The organism is Peribacillus sp. NPDC097295 (assembly GCF_044761665.1).
Classification (GTDB): Bacteria; Bacillota; Bacilli; order Bacillales; family DSM-1321; genus Peribacillus.
Genome location: NZ_JBIWCW010000020.1, coordinates 24,597 through 48,637 on the forward strand (window position 1 = coordinate 24,597; position 24,041 = coordinate 48,637).

General features: G+C 39.9%; 22 protein-coding genes. 21 read left to right on the forward strand and 1 reads right to left on the reverse strand.

Translation table 11 applies throughout. The features are described from left to right. The first annotated feature begins 129 nt into the window (after positions 1-129). The 3 genes from ACIQXN_RS19405 to ACIQXN_RS19415 all read left to right on the forward strand — a co-directional run bounded on the left by ACIQXN_RS19405 (position 130) and on the right by ACIQXN_RS19415 (position 3,207). Positions 130-1,566, forward strand: coding sequence for an alanine/glycine:cation symporter family protein (locus tag ACIQXN_RS19405; protein WP_402970499.1), 1,437 nt, complete (start codon positions 130-132; stop codon positions 1,564-1,566). Positions 1,567-1,979: 413 nt separating this feature from the next. Next, complete coding sequence (sigH, locus tag ACIQXN_RS19410; protein WP_402970502.1) at positions 1,980-2,633, forward strand: RNA polymerase sporulation sigma factor SigH; 654 nt, start codon at positions 1,980-1,982, stop codon at positions 2,631-2,633. Between the two features lie 73 nt (positions 2,634-2,706). Beyond that, positions 2,707-3,207, forward strand: a complete 501-nt coding sequence (locus ACIQXN_RS19415; protein ID WP_402970505.1) for a hypothetical protein — start codon at positions 2,707-2,709, stop codon at positions 3,205-3,207. A 186-nt stretch (positions 3,208-3,393) separates the two neighbouring features. Here the strand turns inward: ACIQXN_RS19415 and ACIQXN_RS19420 are convergent, their stop codons facing one another. After that, on the reverse strand, positions 3,394-3,969 hold the full coding sequence (locus ACIQXN_RS19420; RefSeq protein ID WP_402970508.1) for a DUF6434 domain-containing protein: 576 nt from the start codon (positions 3,967-3,969) through the stop codon (positions 3,394-3,396). Positions 3,970-4,405: 436 nt separating this feature from the next. Between ACIQXN_RS19420 and ACIQXN_RS19425 the strand changes: the two genes are divergently transcribed. The 18 genes from ACIQXN_RS19425 to ACIQXN_RS19510 all read left to right on the forward strand — a co-directional run bounded on the left by ACIQXN_RS19425 (position 4,406) and on the right by ACIQXN_RS19510 (position 23,854). Beyond that, entirely contained in the window at positions 4,406-5,767 is a 1,362-nt protein-coding gene (locus ACIQXN_RS19425; protein ID WP_402970511.1) for a cytochrome ubiquinol oxidase subunit I, read from the forward strand. A 17-nt stretch (positions 5,768-5,784) separates the two neighbouring features. Beyond that, positions 5,785-6,831 carry a cytochrome d ubiquinol oxidase subunit II gene (locus ACIQXN_RS19430; protein WP_402970515.1) on the forward strand — a complete coding sequence of 349 codons (1,047 nt, stop codon included), beginning with the start codon at positions 5,785-5,787 and terminating at the stop codon, positions 6,829-6,831. Positions 6,832-6,857: 26 nt separating this feature from the next. After that, positions 6,858-7,610 carry a hypothetical protein gene (locus tag ACIQXN_RS19435; protein WP_402970517.1) on the forward strand — a complete coding sequence of 251 codons (753 nt, stop codon included), beginning with the start codon at positions 6,858-6,860 and terminating at the stop codon, positions 7,608-7,610. Positions 7,611-7,680: 70 nt separating this feature from the next. Continuing rightward, on the forward strand, positions 7,681-8,139 hold the full coding sequence (locus ACIQXN_RS19440; RefSeq protein WP_402970520.1) for a staygreen family protein: 459 nt from the start codon (positions 7,681-7,683) through the stop codon (positions 8,137-8,139). 177 nt (positions 8,140-8,316) lie between these two features. Then, positions 8,317-8,970 carry a TetR/AcrR family transcriptional regulator gene (locus tag ACIQXN_RS19445; protein WP_402970604.1) on the forward strand — a complete coding sequence of 218 codons (654 nt, stop codon included), beginning with the start codon at positions 8,317-8,319 and terminating at the stop codon, positions 8,968-8,970. 59 nt (positions 8,971-9,029) lie between these two features. Continuing rightward, positions 9,030-10,172, forward strand: a complete 1,143-nt coding sequence (locus ACIQXN_RS19450) for an acyl-CoA dehydrogenase (protein ID WP_402970523.1) — start codon at positions 9,030-9,032, stop codon at positions 10,170-10,172. A gap of 110 nt (positions 10,173-10,282) precedes the next feature. After that, positions 10,283-11,920 carry an AMP-binding protein gene (locus tag ACIQXN_RS19455; protein WP_402970607.1) on the forward strand — a complete coding sequence of 546 codons (1,638 nt, stop codon included), beginning with the start codon at positions 10,283-10,285 and terminating at the stop codon, positions 11,918-11,920. A gap of 13 nt (positions 11,921-11,933) precedes the next feature. Beyond that, the gene (locus ACIQXN_RS19460) at positions 11,934-13,283 is read left to right on the forward strand and encodes an acetyl-CoA carboxylase biotin carboxylase subunit (RefSeq protein ID WP_402970526.1); all 1,350 of its coding nucleotides are present in this window, start codon (positions 11,934-11,936) and stop codon (positions 13,281-13,283) included. 51 nt (positions 13,284-13,334) lie between these two features. Next, positions 13,335-13,547 carry an acetyl-CoA carboxylase biotin carboxyl carrier protein subunit gene (locus ACIQXN_RS19465; RefSeq protein ID WP_402970531.1) on the forward strand — a complete coding sequence of 71 codons (213 nt, stop codon included), beginning with the start codon at positions 13,335-13,337 and terminating at the stop codon, positions 13,545-13,547. A gap of 17 nt (positions 13,548-13,564) precedes the next feature. Next, on the forward strand, positions 13,565-14,464 hold the full coding sequence (locus tag ACIQXN_RS19470) for a hydroxymethylglutaryl-CoA lyase (RefSeq protein WP_402970536.1): 900 nt from the start codon (positions 13,565-13,567) through the stop codon (positions 14,462-14,464). A gap of 19 nt (positions 14,465-14,483) precedes the next feature. Next, a complete protein-coding gene (locus ACIQXN_RS19475; protein ID WP_402970539.1) occupies positions 14,484-15,266 on the forward strand; it encodes an enoyl-CoA hydratase in 783 nt (260 codons plus the stop codon). Between the two features lie 23 nt (positions 15,267-15,289). Then, a complete protein-coding gene (locus tag ACIQXN_RS19480; protein ID WP_402970542.1) occupies positions 15,290-16,819 on the forward strand; it encodes an acyl-CoA carboxylase subunit beta in 1,530 nt (509 codons plus the stop codon). A gap of 201 nt (positions 16,820-17,020) precedes the next feature. After that, a complete protein-coding gene (locus ACIQXN_RS19485; protein ID WP_402970545.1) occupies positions 17,021-18,766 on the forward strand; it encodes a methyl-accepting chemotaxis protein in 1,746 nt (581 codons plus the stop codon). Positions 18,767-18,980: 214 nt separating this feature from the next. After that, a complete protein-coding gene (locus ACIQXN_RS19490; RefSeq protein WP_402970548.1) occupies positions 18,981-19,745 on the forward strand; it encodes an NUDIX domain-containing protein in 765 nt (254 codons plus the stop codon). A 13-nt stretch (positions 19,746-19,758) separates the two neighbouring features. After that, positions 19,759-20,310: a cysteine hydrolase family protein gene (locus ACIQXN_RS19495; RefSeq protein ID WP_402970552.1), complete on the forward strand. Its 552-nt coding sequence runs from the start codon at positions 19,759-19,761 to the stop codon at positions 20,308-20,310. Positions 20,311-20,364: 54 nt separating this feature from the next. Next, positions 20,365-21,834 (forward strand): nicotinate phosphoribosyltransferase, encoded by a 1,470-nt coding sequence (locus ACIQXN_RS19500; protein WP_402970555.1) that lies wholly within the window; start codon positions 20,365-20,367, stop codon positions 21,832-21,834. 29 nt (positions 21,835-21,863) lie between these two features. Further along, entirely contained in the window at positions 21,864-22,694 is an 831-nt protein-coding gene (gene nadE / locus ACIQXN_RS19505; protein WP_402970558.1) for an ammonia-dependent NAD(+) synthetase, read from the forward strand. A 314-nt stretch (positions 22,695-23,008) separates the two neighbouring features. After that, on the forward strand, positions 23,009-23,854 hold the full coding sequence (locus ACIQXN_RS19510; protein WP_402970561.1) for a methyl-accepting chemotaxis protein: 846 nt from the start codon (positions 23,009-23,011) through the stop codon (positions 23,852-23,854). Positions 23,855-24,041: the final 187 nt, after the last annotated feature.

Sequence of the window (24,041 nt, forward strand, 5' to 3'; positions counted from 1 at the left end):
TTAATATAAAAATAGTATAATTGAATATTATATTTAGAGTCACATTTGTTCTCAAGTGTTTACTGCTCTGTAAAAGAGGGAACTCTAAAGGTATTGTAATGAAATAATTAGAGGTGGGTTCGTTTTATAATGGAAATATTAGAAAAGTTTATCACTGAAACAAATGATTTGTTATGGTCATCTATACTTATTATTTTATTAGTTGGCATGGGGATTTATTTTTCTGTTCGGACGAAGTTCGTTCAGTTCAGAATGGCAAAGGAAATGATTAGACTATTAGGGGAAGGGGCAACAGCAGATAAGAAAGGTGTATCATCTTTTCAAGCCTTTTGTATCAGTACGGCTTCTCGGGTAGGAACGGGAAACCTAGCAGGTGTGGCTATAGCAATCACCACTGGTGGTCCAGGAGCTGTCTTCTGGATGTGGTTAATCGCCTTGATCGGGTCTGCCTCAGCTTTCATAGAAAGTACTCTCGCACAAATTTACAAAGTCAAGGACGGCGATGCATTTCGTGGCGGTCCAGCTTATTATATGGAAAAAGCATTAAACGCAAGATGGATGGGTATCACATTCGCAGTTCTGATTTCCTTAACATTTGGCCTAGCTTTCAATTCCGTACAAGCCAATACGATTACTAGTGCGTTCAATACATCATTCGGGGTTGAAAAATGGGTTACGGCACTTATTTTAGCTATAATTACAGCAGTCATTATTTTTGGCGGAATTAAGATGGTTGCTAAAGTCTCTGAAGTCATCGTACCAATCATGGCTGGAGCTTATGTGTTAGTAGCTTTAGTTGTCATCATTATGAATATCACCGAGTTACCTAGTGTGTTGGTATTAATCTTTGAAAGTGCATTTGATGGATTAAGGGAAATTGCCAGTGGTGCACTCGGTGCAGCCATGATGAACGGAATCAAACGCGGTTTATTCTCAAATGAAGCAGGGATGGGGAGTGCACCTAATGCAGGTGCAACAGCAGATGTCACCCACCCGGTGAAACAGGGTCTTATCCAGTCTCTTGGCGTTTTTGTTGATACACTTATCATCTGTAGCTCGACGGCCTTTATCATTCTGTTTTCAGGGCTGTATACATCAAAAGGAAAAGATGGTATTGTCCTTACACAAAATGCTCTTAGTGAGAATATAGGTTCTTGGGCAGGTATTTTCCTTGCCATAATCGTATTGCTATTTGCTTTTAGCTCCATTGTTGGAAATTACTATTATGGAGAATCTAATATCAGTTTTATAAATCAAAATAGAGTTTGGATTAATATATATCGTATTGCGGTCGTTGGAATGGTCATATTCGGATCGATGGCTTCACTCCAATTTGTATGGAACCTAGCAGATTTATTGATGGGATCCATGGCCATCATTAACTTGATTGCGATAGCCTTACTCGGGAAAGTAGCATTTGCTGCACTTGCCGATTATCAAAAACAAAAGAAGGATGGCAAAGATCCCGTTTTCCATGTTAATAACATTAAGGGATTAAAAAATGTAGAATGCTGGGGCGACCCAAATGATCCTATTGAAGGTTCAAGTAAGAAGGATATGAAATAAAAAGGTAGACTATTAATGATGAAGACCTCGATTTATGTCGAGGTTTTTTTTTGTGAGCAGTGTGATATCTGAAATAGAAATATACTGGATTTTCGTGTTTTAGAAGACCTAGATGTGACTAACCAAAATTAGGTGGTCAATTTTCTTTAAATTTCGAGCTTTATGAAAAAATAATTCTGCTGTGTTTTGTTATATTTAATAGGATGTTGATAGAGTTAATTAGTTTTTTGAAGGTAAATGTTCCTTTTTGAAAAATGGTAATATATAATATTGTTGGAAAATGTCGGCATTAAAGGATATCTTTAATTCTGTAATTGAGATACTATAATATTATATGATTCTACTAATTTTTTGAAAAGAAAATGCAACCATGTAGGTTTTTGGTGTTCAACTAAGTGAGTGGGGGAATAAAAATGAGTATGATCCTCGATAAGGAAAAGGTGGAAAACTCTACACAAATGGAAGATGCAATTTTGATAGGGAAATTTCAAAATGGTGATGATGACGCATTAAATCATTTAATTACGAAATATAAAGGCCTTGTCAAAACGAAAGCCATGAAGTACTTTCTTACAGGTGGCGATAAGGAAGACGTTTTCCAAGAAGGTATGATTGGGTTGTATAAGGCTATCCGAGATTATAGGGATTGTAAAAATTCAGCCTCCTTTAAGTCATTTGCAGAACTTTGCATTACTAGACAAATTATAACCGCAGTCAAAGCAGCCACTCGTCAAAAACATTCTCCCTTAAATACCTATGTTTCGTTGTTTAAACCTATATATCAAGGAGATTCCGAACAAGCTCTCATAGATGTCGTTCCTGAACAAAAGCAGATGGATCCAGTTTCCATCTTAATAGGAATGGAAGAATTCAGTGAAATTGAGCTGAAATTAACAGAACTCCTTAGTGACCTGGAAAGCACGGTTGTGGATTTATACATGGGAGGGCAAACCTATTTAGAAATATCACGAGAGTTGAATGTTCAGGTAAAAACAATAGATAATGCACTTCAACGGGTTAAAAAGAAGTTGGACAAGTATCTGGAATCACGGCTGATGGTGGAATAGTAATCAAGATTTCCTTTAGGATCCTTGTTATCATCCGAATGCATATAGAATCATACGTGAAAGTGGAGTGTTTATGCGTAAGGTTAAGACGGTAAAAATAGATGGTGAAAATGTTTTTATGTTTAATAGCGCTATATATATCTTCGAGGCAGGATCAAGGTATACATTGGAATTAGATATGATTGTAAGCGAAATAGTTCTGAAAAAATATGGTCATCTAGAAAATTTAATTATAGAAATAGAAATGGAAGATGGGGAAGTTATCAGTACGATTATGCATCTTCGTGGTCTGGTGGGAGGTGGATTGCCTCAGCTTAACCTATATAGTGAGATGTACGATTTAGAGGACTATGGTGGTTTCCAGATAGTAAATGAAAACGATGTTTCCTTCCCTAATATAGAAGAGGGCATTAGCCTGGAAGAAATAAGAAAAGTGGAAATGCCAAATGAAAAAATAAATCTTAAGTTGCATTTACCAATAAATCAAACTGAATGGCTAGCTAAGCAGGGTAAAAATCTAAATGGAATAATGAAAGAGGCAATATACGACTATTGGAAAAAAAATTTGAAATAAAAAACAATGGAGGAGTTAAGAGAAGTGGATACCCGAGACATACTGGATTTGTTTGAAAGTGAGAGTATCACCTAATACGCTGTGACCCGACAGTAGTCAATCAAGAAGGATAATTTACAATGGATTTCGACAATAAGGGGTAGTAATAGAACTATTTTTGTCGGTTAAGCCACTTCACAGTAAGGATTATTTATCAGGGGTATAAATATTATTTCCAGGAAGTTGCTTTATAATATTCCAGAATTCTATCGCGTCTTTTCTACTTTTCCCTTTATTGTTAGGGTCTGAGAAGAAGTCGCGAACGAATTGATTATATTCAAATTGTGGAGAGATTTTCTTCTTATATCCTGGCTCTTTCTTTCGTTCTTCTTCTATATACCAAGCATCTACAACATCACGGTATGTTTTTCCTACATTATTTTTAAAATAGGTCTGAATATGGGTGGAAAAGTGGAATGTTGGACCAATTGCTGTCTTGAAAAAAGCACGAACATCTTGACTACAACGATGATGTTTCATAATGATTGTATCAAGACTCAATTTTCTTTGTTGTGTATGAGTATTCGGATGTTCTATGGAGATTCTAAGCGGTTTTTTAATCTCTCCTGTTTCAAGAAAGCTTTCAATTCTAGTGGATAATTCGATTTTAGATCCAACAGCGCTTATTCCATTTTCTCGACAAAACTGCTGAAGTTCTTTTTTTAACCAATAAAAATCTTTGAATACATGGGCATCTGTATGTTTGGAGAGAATGGGCTTCATTGATTACCTCCTGAATTTGCTTAATGTCTGAATTATAGAACATTTGTTCTAGATATGCAATGAAATGATAGACAATTAAAAAATTTATATTTTGCCAATACCGTTCAATGGGAGCGGTATTTTTGCATTTATTTTATTAAAATATGTCGTAAGTTAACAAAAAAAGAATTCTTCGAGTATCCATACTTGTTTTTCTTTAATAAATCCTCATGAATATTTTAAAATTAACCTCGCCAGAATAATGAATTGTATATAAGGTAACTTAAAAATAATTATTATAAAAATAACCTCGGTAGAATATTTATATCAAGTAGAACCCAAAATCCCGTCAGTAAACAAATGAAATTTTAATGGATGAATTGTGGGATATTATTAAATATTTTCCTTTTTAATGGAGAAGCTAACAAGAACAAATCAGGTTAGAAAGGAAAAATGTATGGATCACTTACAAATGGCACGAGCAATGTTCGGGACTAATATGGGTGTACATATTATATTTGCTACCTTAGGTGTTGGATTGCCTATGATGATGTTGGCTGCTGAATTAATGTACCAAAGGACGAAAGATCTGCAATATGTGGTAATGGCTAAACGCTGGACTAAAACGTTAGGGGTTTTGTTAGGTGTTGGGATTCCAACGGGTACGATTGCCGGTGTACAGCTTTCACTTTTATGGCCTGGATTTATGGAGGTGATTGGGCGAGTAATGGCCCTTCCATTCCAAATTGAGATTTATGCATTTATGGTTGAAGCATTATTCATGTCAATTTATGTGTATGCTGCTGAAAAAATAAAACCTTGGGCCCGAATCTTAAGTTTATCCTTGGTTGCTTTCGGGGCTTTGGCATCGGCTGTCTTAATTGCGAACGTTCACGCTTTCGAGGGGACACCCGCTGGTTTCCGGTTTGAGAATGGTGAAATTGTAGACGTGGATCCTTGGGCGGCTTTTTTCAATCCTAGTTTTTTGGTGACGGCAGGTCATACGGCAGTGACTGCTTATGCGACAGGGGCCTTTGCCATAGCAGCGGTTGCCGGCTACAAAATGCTCAAAAATAAGTATGGTTCAACGGAATACAATTTTCACCAAAAAGCTTTAAAATTAAGCATTGTGTTGGGGCTTATACTTTCGATTTTGACGGCGCTTAACGGTCACTCGACCACACAGCATTTATACCGGGAACAGCCGGAAAAATTAGCTGCGGCAGAAGGTCTGTTCGAAACGAAAGATCATGCAGGACTCACATTATTCGGGTGGACCGACCGAGAAGATCGGGAAGTGAAATACGGAATTGAATTTCCTTGGGTGTTGAGCATTTTGTCCGGAAATAGTGTTGATACCGTGGTTACTGGTTTGAATGATTTTCCCGAAGAATATTGGCCACCGCTCTATGTCCACACCTTGTTCAATGCAATGGTCATTATCGGGACAGGATTAATAGTACTATCCTTATTCGCATTAGTTTGGAATAAGGTTCTGAAGAAAGATCGATATCCAAAGTGGCTTTTATGGCTGTTTGTGGCGTCCGGTCCGTTGGCGGTACTTTCGATTGAATGTGGTTGGATATTTGCTTGTACGGGCAGACAGCCATGGACGATTTATCGAATGCTAACGACGGCGGATTCCGTAACTACTTATGAAAATCTAGGGTATTTATTCACGTTGTTCATTATTGTTTACATCATTTTATGTGTATCTGTTGTATTTACACTTATCTATTATTTCAAGCGTAATTCTGTAACGGATGATATTTTCAAGGCTGAACAGAAGGACGTGCAAATATTCGATTCTAATTCTTAGAAAAGGGGCAAAAGTGAATGAATGATGCACTTCAGGCGATCACGCTTGTTTGGGGCTTTATTTTCTTGTATGCAATCATGGCGTCCATGGATTTTGGAGCAGGATTTTGGGCGATGATTTATATCAAGAAAGAACATACGAATGCCACGAAAATTGCGAATAGTTATTTATCCCCGACTTGGGAAGTAACGAACACATTCGTAGTGGGACTTGTCGTAGCCATTTATAGTCTATTTCCAGGAGCTGTATTTTCGATTGGAGTAGCTTTAATCGTTCCAGCCAGTTTAATCTTACTGCTTCTTTGTATCAGAAGTGCTTTTCTCGTCTTCTCTCACAGTTTAGACAAGTATGAGAAGATATTGAATTATATATCAGGGATAACGGGGCTGATTATTCCTGGTCTATTGATCAGTGTTTTACCAATAACCCATCTTGGATTCCTCGAAGATGTGGGAGGGAACGAAGAACTGAATTTAGGTAAACTTTTCACTAGCCCGAATGAATATGCCTTTTTGGGATTTGGAATTTTGAGTACGTTATTTCTTTCATCGTTACTACTTTCCGATTATTCAAAACAGGCGGACGAACTAAAATCCTACAAAATATATCGTCGGGACGCGATAATAACAGGTCCTCTAATGTTGGTAATGGCATTTCTCGTGATGTTAACGCTAAAAAAGGAAGCAGCATGGTTATATGAGGGGATGATGGAGAACTCTACACTGTTATTCGTCTCGCTTATCTTTTTTATCGTTAGCGGCGTAGCCCTCTTCCTTCCCTATTTTTCCAAGCGGGAGGTCAAAGGAATGCCAAGGCTCGCCGTAATAGCTATCATCATCCAATATATGATAGGTAGCTATGTGTATGGAGTTGCACACTTGCCGTATATTATCTTTCCCAATGTCAAGATCGTTGAAGCTTTTACCGACCCAAATTCATTCAGGGCTGTATTTGCTACATATATCGTTGGCTTTGCGATATTAGTTCCCGGTTTTTATTACTTTTGGTCCATTTTCATGAAAGATCAACGCCGAAAGCTCAAAAAGCGACAAATGTCGAATTAGTTAAAGGAAAAAGAGAGGGTATAGCCATGAATAAGTTAGCTTTACTAAAATACACGGTTTTAGTACTTTCGATTTTTTTAAGCTATCAAGCGGTCGAAGCGCATGATAAAAGCTTTCCAGAGGATGGGACCTATATTTCATCCAAAAGGGATGTCACGGGAGATCAAAAAATAGATATCATTCAGGTTCAAGGAACGCCATATAATAAAGAAAGCAAGTTCCTGAAGGAAATCGAGTTGCTCGTAGAAAGTAACCGCCAATCTATTAATGTACCACTCGAAGCCGGTTACAAACCGGAATTGGCGCTTGCCGATTTGAATAAAGATGGGGTTCAGGATGTATTGGTCACAGTTTTGACGGAAGGGATAGAACGTACCGTTAACAGTTATGCATATACCTTCAAAGATGGAAAAGCGAGGGATTTGGAGGTTCCGCCGTCTGTACCCGTGACTGCTCAATTTCTAGACGGGTATAAAGCGGAAGTCATGATTGAAGGGAACAAGCCAATTATCGTGGATGTCAGTTCCAGAAAGAAAGAGTATGAAGAATTAGGAATATATCAGGACGGCAAGTTGAATGAGTCTACTGAACTTTTGGTCAACTCATACTCCTCTTTGAAACCGAAGACCTTTTTTGGAAAAGGGAAGGGACTTTCAGGTGTCCAATATGTAATGGGGAGCAATGAACGAGACCCCCTGTTGGAAATTAAATCGTTCTGGTCCTTCAATCATGGATGGGAACTGATTAAAACGGACATCAAACCGATTAAGAAGAAGTAGGATGTTCACCAGAGATGGGCGGCTATCATAGGATAGGGTAAACGGTAATTTGCAAAAGGAGTATGAATGGATGCCAGAATTTCAACCGGATAAATTAACGGTAAAATTTATGCCACCCACCACCCCATGTCTTCCTATAGACGGAAGGAAATATACACTTACCCACTCTGATGAAACGGGTGCCCTATACCTTACAATCGGGACGGAATATGATTGCTCAGCCTTGAATGTGAAATTGAGAGATGAAGTGATGGCTAACTGGGATGCATCACTTGGTCAATATCTTTTAACGGCCAACGTTTATGTAGATGGAGTCGAAAATGAATATGCTCAGGCAAAAGCACGGTATATAATTTTTCAACAAAACCTGAATTTGGCAATTACCGCCATTGTTAACGGAGATAAAGAATTTTACTGTTTTTTTCCATGGCTCGTTGATTGCCCGATTTATGTTCAGTTTCATTCCGCTTTTCCCGAATTTAACCAGCGTATTTTCTATGATACACCTCGATACTATTTGCTCAATTGAATGATCCCTCACTTATGCGCCCTAAACGTGCTAAGTGGGGAAATATCATGAAAAATTACGAAATATTCGTACGCTTCATCATTTGAAATTGACAAACTTATAATATTTGGTAAAATCTAAATATAATCCAGTTTTAAACATTTTCGTTTTTAATCAGGATTGAATGTAAGCGAATACATAAGGAGTGATGGCCTTACGGAGTTAAAAGAAAAAATCATAGAAACATCACTGAACCTTTTTGAACAACATGGTTATCACGGAGTCTCTGTGAACGAAATTGTAAAAGAAAGCGGAACAAGCAAGGGTGGTTTTTATCACCATTTTTCCTCTAAAGATGAGCTATTGTTTGTCATACATGATTATTTTATATCCTATGTGTTAACGAAAGCACAGGAAGCCACCTCAGAAAGCATCCACCCTTCAGAAAAAATGCAAAAGATCATACTGTCATTTGTTAAAGTATTTGATCTCTACAAACCACATATTTCAGTTTTCTATCAAGAAAGCATATACCTTAAACCGCCTTATGTAGAAGCAATTAAAAATAAACGTCACAAGTATAAAGAAATCGTTTTTTCAGTGATTCAAGAAGGAATTGAAAAGGGAGAATTCCGCAGCGAATTGCCAGTTGAAATAACTGGTATGTCTATTTTAGGCTTGGTGAACTGGACCTATAAATGGTATAAGCGGGACGGCGGAAAAACAATCGAGGAAATCGGCCACATTTATGTCGATTTGATTTTACAGGGTTTATTAACGGAAAAAATGAAGAGTGATGCTAGGATTCAGCCTTTTTTGCTGAAGCACCAAATTATGATGGATAATAAATAAAACGCTTACATCTCTAACAGACCAACTAGTCGGTCTTATTGCGAAAGGGGAATGAATAAATGGATTTTTCACTCACGAAAGAACAGCAAATGATCAAGGAAATGGTAAGGGAGTTTGCAGAAAAAGAAATTAAACCAATTGCAGTTGAATTGGATGCGAAGTCGATGTTTGCGGAGGATGTTTTCAAAAAGATGGGGAAACTAGGGTTGCTAGGAATTCCATTCCCTGAGGAATATGGAGGTTCAGGTGGAGACACGATATCCTATGCGATTGCTGTCGAGGAAATCGGGAAAGCTTGTGGAGGAACCGGATTAAGTTACGCTGCAGCCGTTTCACTTGGTGCGAGCCCGATTTATTACTTTGGTACCGAGGAACAAAAGAATAAATACCTTATACCGATTACCACTGGTGAGACGCTGGCGGCATTCGGATTGACTGAACCGAATGCAGGGTCGGATGCTGGCGGTACTAGAACGACAGCGGTAGTGGAAGGTGATGAATATGTGATTAATGGCGAGAAAACCTGGATAACAAACGCCAGCTACTCCAGAACGATCACAGTTACAGCCGTATCGGGAAAAGACAGCAGGGGAAAAAATATCATTTCTGCTTTCATCGTCCCAACGGATACACCGGGACTAACGATAAACAGCAATTATGAAAAAATGGGAGTGCGTGCCTCTAATACATGCGAAATCATTCTGGATAATGTCCGGGTACCCAAGAAGAATTTATTGGGTGATCCAGATAAAGGATTCAAGCAATTCTTGTTCACGTTAGATGGGGGAAGGATTTCAATTGCGGCATTAGCGGTCGGGATAGCACAGGCGGCTTTCGATAGGGCGTTGGCATTTTCAAAAGAACGGGTTCAATTCGGGAAAACAATTTCTAATTTTCAAGCGATACAGTTCAAACTTGCTGATATGGCCATGGAAATTGAATTAGCGAGAAACATGGTTTATAAAGCGGCATGGCTAAAAGATAATAAACAACCATTTGCGAAAGAAGCGGCCTTCGCCAAGCTCTTTGCTAGTGAAACCTCCTTCCGTACGAGCAATCAGGCTATTCAAATTCATGGAGGATCAGGGTATATGCGTGAATACGAGGTGGAGCGTTACTTACGAGATGCTAAGTTGCTAGAAATCGGGGAAGGTACTTCCGAGATTCAAAGAATGGTAATAGCAAGACAATTGGGTTGTTGACCTTTAATCATACTCACGTAATTCTTACTGGAGAGATATGCAAATCGTATCACTTGTAACAAAAAGGATACAGCTTACTTTTACATGATAGGAGGAGTTCAATGTCTGATTTGCAAGAAATCACTGTCGGCAAATTGCTTGAAGAGACGGCTAGGAAATCTGGAAATAATGAAGCGGTGGTATATCCTGATCTGGGTTTACGGTATACCTACAGTGAATTCGAAAAGGTTTGTCGTCTGGCAGCTCGTGGCTTTATGTCACTTGGTATTGAAAAAGGAGAGCATATCGCAATTTGGGCAACGAATAAGCCGGAATGGGTCATTTCCCAATTTTCAACAGCCAAAATGGGTGGTGTGCTCGTCACGGTCAATACGAACTACCGTGCGAGTGAACTTGAGTATCTTCTCCGGCAATCGGATGCGACGACAATCATTCTGATGGAACAATATCGAGATCACTCCTATATAGAAACGCTTCATGAAATCATCCCTGAATTAAAGACCGCCGAACCAGGGAAATTACAATCTAAGAAACTACCGAAATTAAAAAATATCATCATGTTAGGTGAAACACGATATCCCGGTACCTTTTCGTGGGCCGATATCCTTGGCGGAAGCATACGGATATCAGAGGAATTGCTAAATAGTCGGATGAATGAACTGATACCTGAAGATGTAATAAATATGCAATATACATCAGGAACAACGGGATTTCCAAAAGGGGTCATGCTCACACATTCAAACTTGGTCAATAACGGATTGAATGTAGCGTCCTGCATGAAACTGACAAGCGAAGATCGGCTCTGTATCCCGGTCCCGATGTTCCACTGCTTTGGATGTTCACTGGGTACGATGGCTGCTGTAACTGTCGGGGCTACAATGGTGCCTGTTATTGAATTCAATCCACGTACCGTACTTCAAACGGTAGAGGCGGAAAAATGTACGGCCCTTCACGGGGTACCGACGATGTTCATTGCCGAGTTGAACCTTGACGACTTTGATGAATATGATTTGCGTTCTCTCCGGACTGGAATCATGGCTGGGTCCACTTGTCCAATTGAAGTCATGAAAAATGTAGTGAACAAGATGGGGATTTCAGAAATCACGATTACGTATGGGCAAACGGAATCTTCACCTGGTATCACGATGACCCGTACTGATGACCCCATTGAACTTCGTGTTTCTTCGGTTGGTCGGGCATTGCCGAATGTGGAAGTGAAAATCATAAATCCTGCTACCGGAGAGGAACTGGAACGGGGCAAACAGGGTGAACTTTGCTCAAGAGGTTACCATGTCATGAAGGGGTATTATAAAAACTCGGAAGCAACGCAAGAGGCCGTTGATTCAGAAGGCTGGCTTCATACTGGAGATTTAGCGGTTATGGATGATAACGGGTATTGCAAAATAACCGGCCGCCTGAAGGATATGATCATTAGAGGGGGCGAAAACATCTATCCGCGTGAAATTGAAGAGTTCCTTTATCAGCACCCTGCGATATTAGATGTTCAGGTTTTGGGCATTCCCGATAAGAAATATGGAGAAGAGGTAACGGCATGGATTATTTTGAAAGAAGGAGAAATCCTGACGGCAGATGAACTGAGATCATTCTGCAAAGGAAAGATTTCTCATCAAAAAATACCGCGTTACATTCATTTTACGGATGCCTATCCAATGACTGCATCCGGGAAAATCCAAAAATATAAGCTACGGGAGCAAACCCTTGACTTATTGACGGAACAAACGAAATAAGGAGGATATTGGATTGATAAATAAAATTCTTATTGCAAACCGAGGAGAAATTGCTTCGCGTATCATTCGCACTTGTAAAGAATTAGGGATAGGTACTGTAGCCATCTATTCTGAGGCTGATTCCGAATCGCCATTTGTCTCATATGCAGATGAAGCTTATTTATTAGGAGGATCCCGTGTTCAGGAAAGCTATTTGAATGTCGCGAAAATCTTAGATATTGCGAAAGAGGCAAAGGTTGATGCCATACATCCGGGATATGGATTTCTTAGTGAAAATGCTGATTTCGCACAATCGTGTGAAGCAGCAGGCTTGATTTTCATCGGTCCTAAGCCAGATGTCATTCAACAGATGGGTAATAAAGTGGAAGCCCGAAAAAAGATGGAGGAAGCAGGAATTCCCTTAGTTCCAGGTTTCTCCCGTCCGTTAACGGATAGTATGGAAGCAGCAGCAGTAGCCGAAAAGATTGGGTATCCAATTATGTTGAAAGCGTCAGCTGGCGGCGGGGGTATCGGTATGCAGGCGATTACGAATGAGGAAGAGCTCTCAAAAGCTTTCGAAGGGAATCAAAAAAGGGCACAATTATTTTTTGGTAATGGTGACATGTTCATCGAAAAATTAATTGAGAAACCACGTCACATCGAGATTCAAGTATTGGCAGACAAGTTTGGAAATGCTGTTTATTTATGGGAGCGGGAATGCTCGATCCAAAGACGCCATCAAAAAGTCGTTGAAGAGGCGCCATCTTCTTTTCTTGATGAAGAAACACGAAGGAAAATGGGGGAAGCAGCAATAAAAGCCGTGCAGAGCATCGGTTATCACAATGCAGGCACCTTGGAATTTTTAGTTGATGTTAATAAGAAGTTTTATTTCTTGGAAATGAATACACGTCTTCAAGTGGAACACCCAGTCACTGAGGAAATCACTGGTCTTGATCTTGTTGAACAGCAAATAAAAATCGCTAACGGTGAAAAGCTCTCTTTTACACAAGAAAATGTAAAAAGGCAGGGGCACGCCATAGAAGTGAGGATTTATGCAGAGGACCCGAAGACCTTCTATCCAGCACCCGGTAAAATTACGGGTTTGTCCCTCCCGGAAGGCGAAGGGATCCGCCATGAGCTCGCCGTACAGGCAACATCGGTCGTTTCCCACTTTTATGATCCGATGATTGCCAAGTTGGTAGTGAGCGGAGCTACCCGTGAGATAGCAATAGATCGATTAAAAGAGGCACTGGAAAACTATAAAGTTGAAGGAATTAAAACGAACCTACCGCTACTTAAGGAAATCATTGAACATGAGGCGTACTATCAAGGGGATACAACAACAGATTTCATCAATAAGTATATTAAAAAAATCAAGGTTTGATAGATGGATCGGAATTACTTCGTGGTTATAACGATATGAGGAGGAATTATAATGGAAGAATTAAAAGCAAGCATGGCAGGGAGTGTATGGAAAATCGTAGCGGGTGAAGGACAAAGCGTGGCTGATGGACAGGACATCATCATTTTAGAATCTATGAAAATGGAAATTCCCATTGTCGCAGAAAAGGCTGGAACACTCAAGGAACTTAAAGTGAACGAGGGAGATTTTGTTAATGAAGGCGATGTTTTGGCCATCATTGAGTGAAGAGACGGAGTGATAGGATGAATTGGCCTGAAAAAGTAACCATTAAGGAAGTAGGCCCTCGGGATGGACTTCAAAATGAGAAGGCCATTATCCCGACGCAAAGGAAAATAGATTGGATCGATCAGCTTTCTGAAACCGGCCTTACTTATATAGAAGCGACTTCTTTCGTGAATCCAAAATGGATCCCACAATTGGGAGATGCGTTGGAAGTAGGCAAAGGAATCAAACGTAATCCTACTATCACATATGCGGCACTCGTTCCAAACCGAAGGGGATTGGAGTCAGCCCTGGAAGCGAGTATGGATGAAATTTCAGTTTTTATGTCAGCAAGCGAAACCCATAATCTGAAGAACATAAATAAATCAATCTCGGACACATTCCCTGTTCTTAAGGAAGTTATTGACACAGCAACTGGTATCCGGAAACCGGTAAGAGGTTATGTTTCCACGGTTTTTGGCTGCCCATATGAAGGTTCAATTGATATTGAACAGATTTTCCGGGTATGCGACCAATTATTCGAGTATGGAATTAATGAGCTATCATTAGGAGATACGATTGGAGTGGCTTCTCCTAGACAAGTGGAAGAGTTCCTTGAGCAAGCAGTGAAACGATATGATAAGAGCCTACTTGCTCTCCATTTTCATGATACGAGAGGGATGGCTCTTGCCAATGTCCTCAAATCACTGGACTACGGTATAACCACATTTGATTCGGCACTAGGAGGACTCGGGGGCTGCCCTTATGCACCAGGTGCGAGCGGAAATGTGGCCACAGATGACCTGGTTCACATGCTTCACAATATGGGAATCGTTACAGGAATAGACGCCGAAAAATTGATTAAGTCAGCTTCCATGATGCAATCCTGTTTGGAAAAACCTTTGCCTAGCCATCAGATGGCAATTTATAACGCACAATGAATGAAGGAGGGGTGAAGCTATGTATTCAAGTGTAAAGGTCAGTCATGAGGAAAATGGGATTGTCATTATGACCTTGAATAGGCCGGACGCAGCCAATGCCTTATCCAGGGAATTACTTCATAACCTATATGAAGCGCTTAATGATGTGAAGCAGCTGTCTAATCTTCGAACAGTCATTTTAACGGGAGCTGGCAATAAGGCATTTTGTGCAGGTGCCGACCTAAAAGAACGGGCTGGGATGAATGAAATTAAAGTCAGGGAAACGCTAAAGCTTATCGGTGATACGATATCAGCAGTTGAAAATCTTCCTGTTCCAGTGATTGCTGCGATAAATGGTTCTGCCTTTGGTGGAGGTCTCGAGTTAGCTCTAGCCTGTGATATTCGTATTGCCTCGAACACGGCAAAGATGGGGTTAACGGAAACTTCACTTGGTATCATTCCTGGTGGTGGTGGGAGTCAGCGCCTCCCTAGGATCGTTGGCATAGCGACTGCCAAAGAATTGATTTACACGGCAAGGAGAATTGACGCGCAAACAGCTAAACACATGCAAATCATCAGCCAAGTGACCAATCCTGAGCTATTGCTTGCAGAGGCGAAGAAACTGGCTGGGGAAATAGCAGCTAACGCACCTTTGGCCTTACGTGCTGCAAAAAAATCAATCAATCAGGGGATGGATACAGACTTAAAAACTGGGCTGCAAATCGAACAGGAATGCTATCAAACGACTTTACAAACCCGGGACCGACTGGAGGGTCTGTCGGCATTTAAAGAAAAACGCAAACCGGTGTTCAATGGTAATTGACTTCAATTGAAGGAGGAACATGAATGGTAACAACAGATAAACTCACCGAACAGGTCGAAAAGATAAGTAAGGGTGGTTTGGAAAAGTATCATCAAAAAAATGCGGAAAATGGAAAGCTTTTCGTACGAGCACGGTTAGAGTTGCTATTTGATGAAGGAATCGATATTGAGGATGCCTTTTTTGCAAATTGTACAAGTGATGGACTACCTGCAGATGGAGTCGTCACGGGAATTGGGAAAATCAATGGCCAGACGGTCTGTGTTATGGCCAATGACTCGACTGTGAAGGCCGGTTCATGGGGTGCCAGGACGGTTGAAAAAATCATCCGCATTCAAGAAACAGCCGATAAGTTACAAGTTCCACTTCTTTATTTAGTCGATTCAGCGGGTGCCCGCATTACGGATCAAGTCGAAATGTTTCCAGGACGCCGTGGGGCTGGTAGGATTTTTTATAATCAAGTAAAACTATCCGGTAAAGTTCCACAGATCTGCCTCCTATTCGGCCCTTCCGCTGCTGGTGGAGCGTATATTCCAGCCTTTTGCGATATTGTCGTCATGGTTGAAGGAAATGCTTCGATGTATTTAGGTTCACCAAGAATGGCCGAAATGGTCATCGGCGAAAAAGTAACCGAAGAGGAAATGGGAGGAGCAAAAATGCATTGTTCCGTTTCAGGATGTGGCGATGTTCTAGTCCATTCAGAACAAGAATCCATTGCCTTTGCCCGTCGGTACTTAAGTTATTTTCCAGGGAATTATCAACAAAAGCCAAAAGCATTCCAATCAGAACAACCAGCTGATTTTGAAAAAACGATTGAAGATTTGATTCCAAAAAATCAAAATGCAGCATTTAACATGTATGATTTAATTGACAGGATCATAGATCGAGATTCATTTTGTGAAATCAAGAAGTTATTCGCACCTGAATTGATTACCGGTCTCGCTCGATTAAATGGTCAATCAGTGGGTATCATCGCCAACCAGCCACGAGTCAAAGGAGGAGTATTATTCCATGATTCGGCTGATAAAGCAGCCAAGTTCATTAACTTATGCGATGCTTTCCATATCCCGCTATTGTTTCTTACGGATATTCCAGGTTTCATGATTGGAACAAAGGTTGAACAGGCAGGCATCATTCGACATGGAGCAAAAATGATCTCTGCCATGAGCGAAGCCACAGTTCCGAAGATTTCCGTTGTTGTGCGTAAAGCTTATGGTGCCGGATTGTATGCAATGGCCGGTCCTGCTTTTGAACCGGATTGTGTCCTGGCATTACCTACCGCGCTAATTGCCGTTATGGGCGCGGAAGCTGCGGTAAACGCAGTCTATGCGAATAAGATTAATGCACTGGAAGCGGAAGAACGTCCTGCTTTTATTCAACAAAAACGAGATGAATATAATGAGGATATCGACATCTATCGTTTAGCTTCGGAGATGATTGTCGACGCAATCATCCAGCCAAATGATTTACGTGATGAATTGAGTAAGCGATATGAAGCATATAGCAGTAAGCAGTTAACATTCACTGAACGTAAACATGGGGTTTATCCGGTCTGATACTTTAAGGAAGCTAAACTCTATAATAAATACCCCCACTCAAGAAGCCTTGAGTGGGGGTATTTATTCTTATTTCCGCATACCGCCAGGCGTATTCTATCTTAGCTGACTATACTCTAAATAAGATCATTAAAAAGCCGATAAATAGGTATAAGACTTACTTACATACTGTTCTTAAATCATATTTTGAGGTGAACCATCTTGTTCAAATTTTCAAAGGGTAAATCAATCAAAACATCGCTAATTAGGTTGTTATTTGCTTTAATAGCATGTTTGTTGGTATTTAACCTTGCTACATTATACTATGATTCTTCTAAATCTATTGAACAGACCTTCAAGGAAATGGGTGTTCAGGATGCGTTAAGGATAACTTCAAACCTTGACCCAGTCCTTTATCATGAGTTTGTTGAAGATCCCCAGAAGAATGACCCATACTATCAAATTCAAAAACAATTAAATGATTATCGAATCAAGTCGGGTGCTCTTTATGTATATACATATGCTATTAAAAATAATCAGGTCCAATTACTGATTGATGGGCTGCCTCCCGAAGAGTCTTCCACCATCGGTGAAGTAACGACATCTATATCCGATACAGATTTACTACCGGTATTATCCGGGAAAACGGTGAGCACAGATATCATTAAAGATGAGAAGTACGGAGACTATATGTCTTCTTTTGCCCCCATTAAAGATAGTGAGGGAAAAGTCATAGGCATTCTTGGCATTGACACAGAGGCCAAAACGATCCAATCGATTAAAAATGGAGTATTATACAGTTTTTTACCGATGGTTATTGCAGTTTCGATAATTTTCACCTTACTCATTCTTGGGTTCGTCTATTATTATCTTGGTAAGAAGCTTAATCCTCTTAAGCGAATATCAGATATAGCCAATTCTATTTCGAAGGGCGACCTGGAAGAAGCCTCTACTTTAACACGGGAATATAGAGTTCTTTCTACGGATGAAATTGGATTACTTTATACCTCCTTTGAAAAAATGACAGAAACTTTGTCTGAAATGATAAAAAAAATACATGGTCTCTCGTCATCACTACACGATCAAAGTAGTAAATTGAATAATTCTTCTAGCGAAGTAAATGAAGGGACCACTCAAGTGTCTGTCACGATGGATGAAATGTCGAGTGGTGCAGAGTCACAAGCCAACTTAGCTTCTACACTCTCGGTGGATATGAGGGAGTTCTCCGAGATTATTGCCGCAACGAATAAACAAGGCCAAGAGATTACAAAGTCGACAGAAGTAGCGATAAACGATTCACAGACCGGTATGCAATTAATGAGCTCATCAATAGAAAAAATGCAGGAAATCCATAATATTGTCTTAGAATCAGTGAATCAAGTGAAAACTTTGGAAACACAAAATAATGAAGTGACCACACTTGTCACACTCATTAGTAATATTGCCGATCAAACGAATTTACTCGCTTTAAATGCAGCAATTGAAGCAGCTCGAGCAGGAGAACAGGGTAAAGGGTTTGCCGTGGTGGCAGATGAAGTAAAGAAACTTGCTGAACAAGTTTCCGATTCTGTAAACGGTATTTCTACAATAGTTGGAACCGTTAATAACAACTCCAAAAACATGGTGAAAATCCTTACATCAGGGTTAGAGAAAGTGGATGAAGGGAGAGGGAAGCTACATAAGACAGGTGAAACCTTCAATGATATTTATCAGGAATTATCCACTATGAATGGATTGGTTCATTCAATGGCAAACCAACTAATTTTATTGACGGATAATGAAGAAAAAATGAAAGAATCCATTGAAGAAGTTGCAGCCATATCTGAGCAAAATGCTGCTGGTATAGAAGAAGTAACTGCATCTGCTCAACAGATTAACGCGATGACCGGGGAAATGAATCAGTTAGTTTCCAATTTAGCCATTGCTTCTGGAGAATTAGAGGATATGAGTAAAAGATACACAGTTTAAATGCGATGAAACGCTGTCCCAATAAGGGAACAGCTCCTTTTGTCATTTATAACATCCCTGTTTAAGCTACACTTAATAAATAATTATCCTGAAAAATGGAAATAATTAAACGTTAAGTGTTGCAAAAAACAGCAGTTAAGAGTACTATACTTAGTAATTAAGGATTTACTAATTACTCAATCATTTAAATTTAATGAAGAAAGTGAGAGCTGCCATGGTTCAGCAAGGAAAAAAGAAATATATCACTCCAGATGGATACACAGCAGATATTGCGATCTTTACGATTACGTCTAAAAAAACCGAGAAGAAAGCTCCACCGGAGATGTTCTTAAAACTATTATTGATTAAACGAGCGGCAACGGATAGGGAAGGAAGCCCAAATGTTGAAGGCGATAAATGGGCATTGCCTGGTGGGTTCGTAAATGCAGATGAAACGGCCTATGAAGCCGCCCAAAGGGAATTAAAAGAAGAAACAGGAGTATCGGGACTACAAGTGAAACATTTCGGTACGTATGATCAACCAGGGCGAGATCCAAGAGGGTGGATCATTTCAAATGCCTTTTATGCGATTGTTCAGGAGGAATTCCTTCACCAAAGAAAAGCCAACGACGACGCGGCAGAGGTCGAATTATTCACGATACAGGAAGTACTTCTACTGGATCTTGCTTTTGATCACGATGCAATCATTCATGAAGCGGTAGAACTATTGAAAAAAGAAATGATGCAAACGACCATCGCTAAAAATTTCTTGCCAGGCGAATTTACGCTTTCGGAGCTCCAGCGTGTCCTCCTTACGGTACGGGAAGACGCAAAAATCAGCGCAGATTCATTATTTTTTACAAAAGCCCCCAAGCTGCCATTCTTGGAAAAGGTTTTGGATGAAAAAGGATTACAAAAGAAAACGAAGCGTAATTCTTTTCGTCCCTCACAGCTTTACCGATTTAATGCAGAGGTAGTCATGGACTCGATTTATTATTGAGGAGGAATGTGATATGGGTAAAAAAGCGTTGATTAATATCGATTATACGAATGACTTTGTAGCTGATGATGGTGCATTAACATGTGGAAAACCTGGTCAGGAGATAGAAGTCGCACTGGTCGATATTACAAAAAAATTCATAAAACAGGGTGATTATACAGTTTTTGCGATTGATCTTCATGATGATGGTGACCACTTGCATCCAGAAGCTAATTTATTTTCACCACATAATATTCGAGGTACAGTGGGAAGAGATTTATATGGCAAGCTTAAAGATGAATATGAAACCCATAAAAATCTGCCAAATGTACATTATATGGATAAGACACGATATTCCGCCTTTGCAGGTACGGATCTTCACATCAAGCTTAGAGAGAGGGATATCACCGATGTATATCTAGTCGGAGTATGCAGTGATATATGTATTCTTCACACCGCAGTGGATGCTTATAATTTAGGTTATAATATTTTCGTCTATGAAAAAGCAATTGCTTCATTTAATAAAACGGGCCACGATTGGGCACTTACACATTTCCAAGGGGTCTTAGGTGCTACCATTCTATAATATTTACGCCACAGAATAAAAGGGAGCTACACTTCTCTTTTGGGAGGAACTATCATGGGAAACAAATATAATGACGATAGCTATGCGCTACACACTGATCTTTATCAAATCAATATGGCTCAAACATATTGGGAGGATAATGCCCATAACAGGAAGGCTGTCTTTGAAATCTTTTTCAGGAAACTTCCTTTCAGTAGCGGCTATGCAATATTTGCAGGTCTTGAAAAGATCGTTCATTATCTGCAAAACTTTAACTTTTCAGAAAGTGATATCGAATATCTGAGAAATGAATTGCATTACGAAGATGATTTTTTGAGTTATTTGCAGAACATTCGTTTTACAGGAACGATACGTTGCATGAAAGAGGGCGAACTAGTATTTGCCAACGAACCGATTTTACGTGTGGAAGCACCCCTTGGTGAGGCTCAACTCATTGAAACGGCGCTGCTTAATATTGTGAACTATCACACACTCGTTGCTACGAAAGCTTCACGGATTAAACAGGTTATTGGCAATGATTCGGCCCTTGAATTCGGATCACGTCGGGCACAGGAAATGGATGCTGCCATTTGGGGAGCGCGTGCAGCCTATATTGCTGGGTTCGATTCCACTAGCAATGTCCGTGCAGGAAAGCTATTCGGGATTCCGGTCTCGGGAACACATGCACATTCGATGATTCAGGCTTATAAGGACGAATACACAGCATTCCATAAATACGCAAGTTCTCATAGAGACTGTGTATTCTTGGTCGATACCTATGATACATTGCGTTCAGGCATCCCGAATGCCATCCGTGTCGCTAAAGAATTGGGTGACAGAATCAATTTCATAGGTGTCCGTCTTGATAGCGGTGATCTGGCTTACCTTTCGAAAGAAGCTCGACGCATGCTAGATGCAGCCGGTTTTCCTGACGCGAAAATTGTAGCATCGAATGATTTGGATGAATACACCATTATCAACCTGAAACAACAAGGGGCACGAATTGATATTTGGGGCATAGGGACCAAATTGATTACCGCTTTTGACCAGCCTGCATTGGGTGCAGTATACAAAATGGTTTCAATAGAGGACGAAAACGGGAATATGAGAGATACCATCAAAATTTCTTCCAATCCTGAAAAGGTGACTACACCTGGTTTAAAGAGGATCTACCGGATCATAAATAAGGTCAACCACCATGCAGAAGGGGATTACTTAGCGATGGAATATGAAAAGCCACAGGAACAGGAAAAATTAAAAATGTTCCATCCTGTACACACCTTCCTAAGTAAATTTGTCACAGACTTCGATGCAGTGGACCTGCATGAAGATATTTTTGTGAATGGTACCTTAACGTATGAATTGCCATCCATTGATGAGATTAAGGCGTATACGTTATCAAACATTCAGGTGTTGTGGCCAGAATACTTGAGGGCTCTAAATCCGGAAGAATATCCCGTCGACCTAAGTCAGGATTGTTGGGATAATAAAATGAGAAATATAGATGAAGTAAAAGCCAATGTAGAAAGCAAGCTTACGAAATAACGAATCTATTTGGAAAGAGGGTTATGCCAATGCGTCCATTACAAAAAGAAATCGTACAAAAATTACTTGTTCAACCAACGATTGATCCAGAAATGGAATTCAGAAAAAGCGTCGATCTTCTAAAGGATTACTTGAAGAAGTATACATTCCTGAAAAGTTTCGTTCTTGGAATTTCAGGTGGTCAGGATTCAACTCTAGTTGGCTATACCGCTCAAGTGGCTGTCAATGAATTGAATCAAGAGTTGAAAACGGATGAATATAATTTCATAGCTGTCAGCTTACCATATGGTATCCAGGCGGATGAAGAAGATAGGCAGCTAGCTTTGAAATTCATTAAACCAAGTAAGACTGTAACGGTCAATATAAAGGCAGCCGTAGACGCAACTGTAAGTGCAGTAGAGGAAGCGACAGGGAAAAAAATGACACATTTCCTAAAGGGTAATACCAAGGCACGGGAGAGAATGAAGGTACAATATGACCTGGCGGGTCTATATAAAGGCGTAGTTCTTGGAACAGATCATGCAGCAGAAGCAATCACTGGATTCTTCACAAAGCATGGAGATGGTGCTGCGGATATCATACCACTTTACCGTTTGAATAAAAGACAAGGAAGAGAAATCCTTAAATTTGTGGGTGCTCCTGAACGACTGTACACGAAAATTCCAACTGCAGATTTGGAAGATGACAAACCATTGGTTCCTGATGAAGTGGCTCTAGGGGTTAGTTACGATGAAATTGACGACTACCTTGAAGGCAAAGAGATAAGGGCGGAAGCGGCAGATATCATTGAAGGTTGGTATACAAAAACAGAGCACAAAAGAAATGAAGCCATTAATGTTTATGATACCTGGTGGAAATGATAGGGAATTGTAGGCTTAATAGCCACTAATTCAATGAAGCACAAAAAAAATCGTTCAACTCTTTCAATAGGGTTGTACGATTTTTTTTGGTTCAGTATATTGCCTGTATATGGAATTTGGGTTATTTAATAAAGAAGTGTTGAAAATTTGCCATTAATATTAGAATATTATAACTTATATATTTCTTATCAATACATATGATTTTTATCCGATAAAAAACAAGGGTTCTTTTATAATGAGTAAAAACTTTTAAATAAGTTAATATAATTCTTTATAGACTCAACTTAAAACTGAAAGGTGTTGCAACTATAAAAATGAGTCTTTCTTCAACACATCCGAAGTTGGAAGCTTTTGCATCCATCGCGCCACTACTTAACGAGTTAATGCCAGAAGATATAACAATTGGTATATGTGATACAGAAAAGTTCTTATTAAGTGTACCGGGTAAGACTTTTTCCCTTGGCATCGAGCCGGGCTTTCCGCTTCAAGAAAACGATGCTATAACGGAAGCGATTAAAAGTGGAAGAACTGTAAGAGTCTTCGTGCCAGAAGGGGTTTTCGGTATCCCGATCATTGCCAGCGCCATCCCTCTTTTTGATGAGAAGAGACAGGTGATTGGTGGGGTTGGCCTTGGTGCGAGTATGGAGCAATATAATGCATTGTTTGAGATCGCTTCTAAATTATCGAAAGCTGTCGAACAAGTGACAGCGACAATCGAAGAGCTGGCAGCCACGACCATTGTGTTATCCGAAAGCATGCAACACATACACAATCAATCTAATTCCGTCTTGCAAAGCGTCAGTGAAATTGAAAAAGTGTCTAAGATGGTAAGGGAAGTTTCTGACCTTACCAATATTCTTGGTTTAAATGCTTCTATTGAAGCGGCCAGGGCTGGAGAATTTGGGCGAGGGTTTTCGGTCGTTGCAAATGAGATCAGGAAACTGGCTGGGAATTCCAGAAGCCATACAGAGGAAATCAAGAAATCCGTCAATAATATAGAGGAGCTGATTAAAACGCTTAGCACCTCCATTACGTCCATAAATGAAGAAACAGAGAACCAATCAGCAGTAACGGATGAGATTTCATCAACCATGATGGATATTAGTTCTCATGCAAACCACTTGGCTGAAATGGCTGAAAATATGGTAAAAGGTAAATGATTAAATAAAAATAACGCTGCACTGATGAAGTGACCCAAAAAGTACACACTTTATTTCATTAGGCAACCTCGAGGGCATGAACCTGGTAATCAACAGGACTCATGCCTTTTAATTTCGTTTAATATGGGGTGTCACTGGTAAAAACCTCTAGGTCTTATTTGAAATGTCACGTACTGTGGAACTCCTG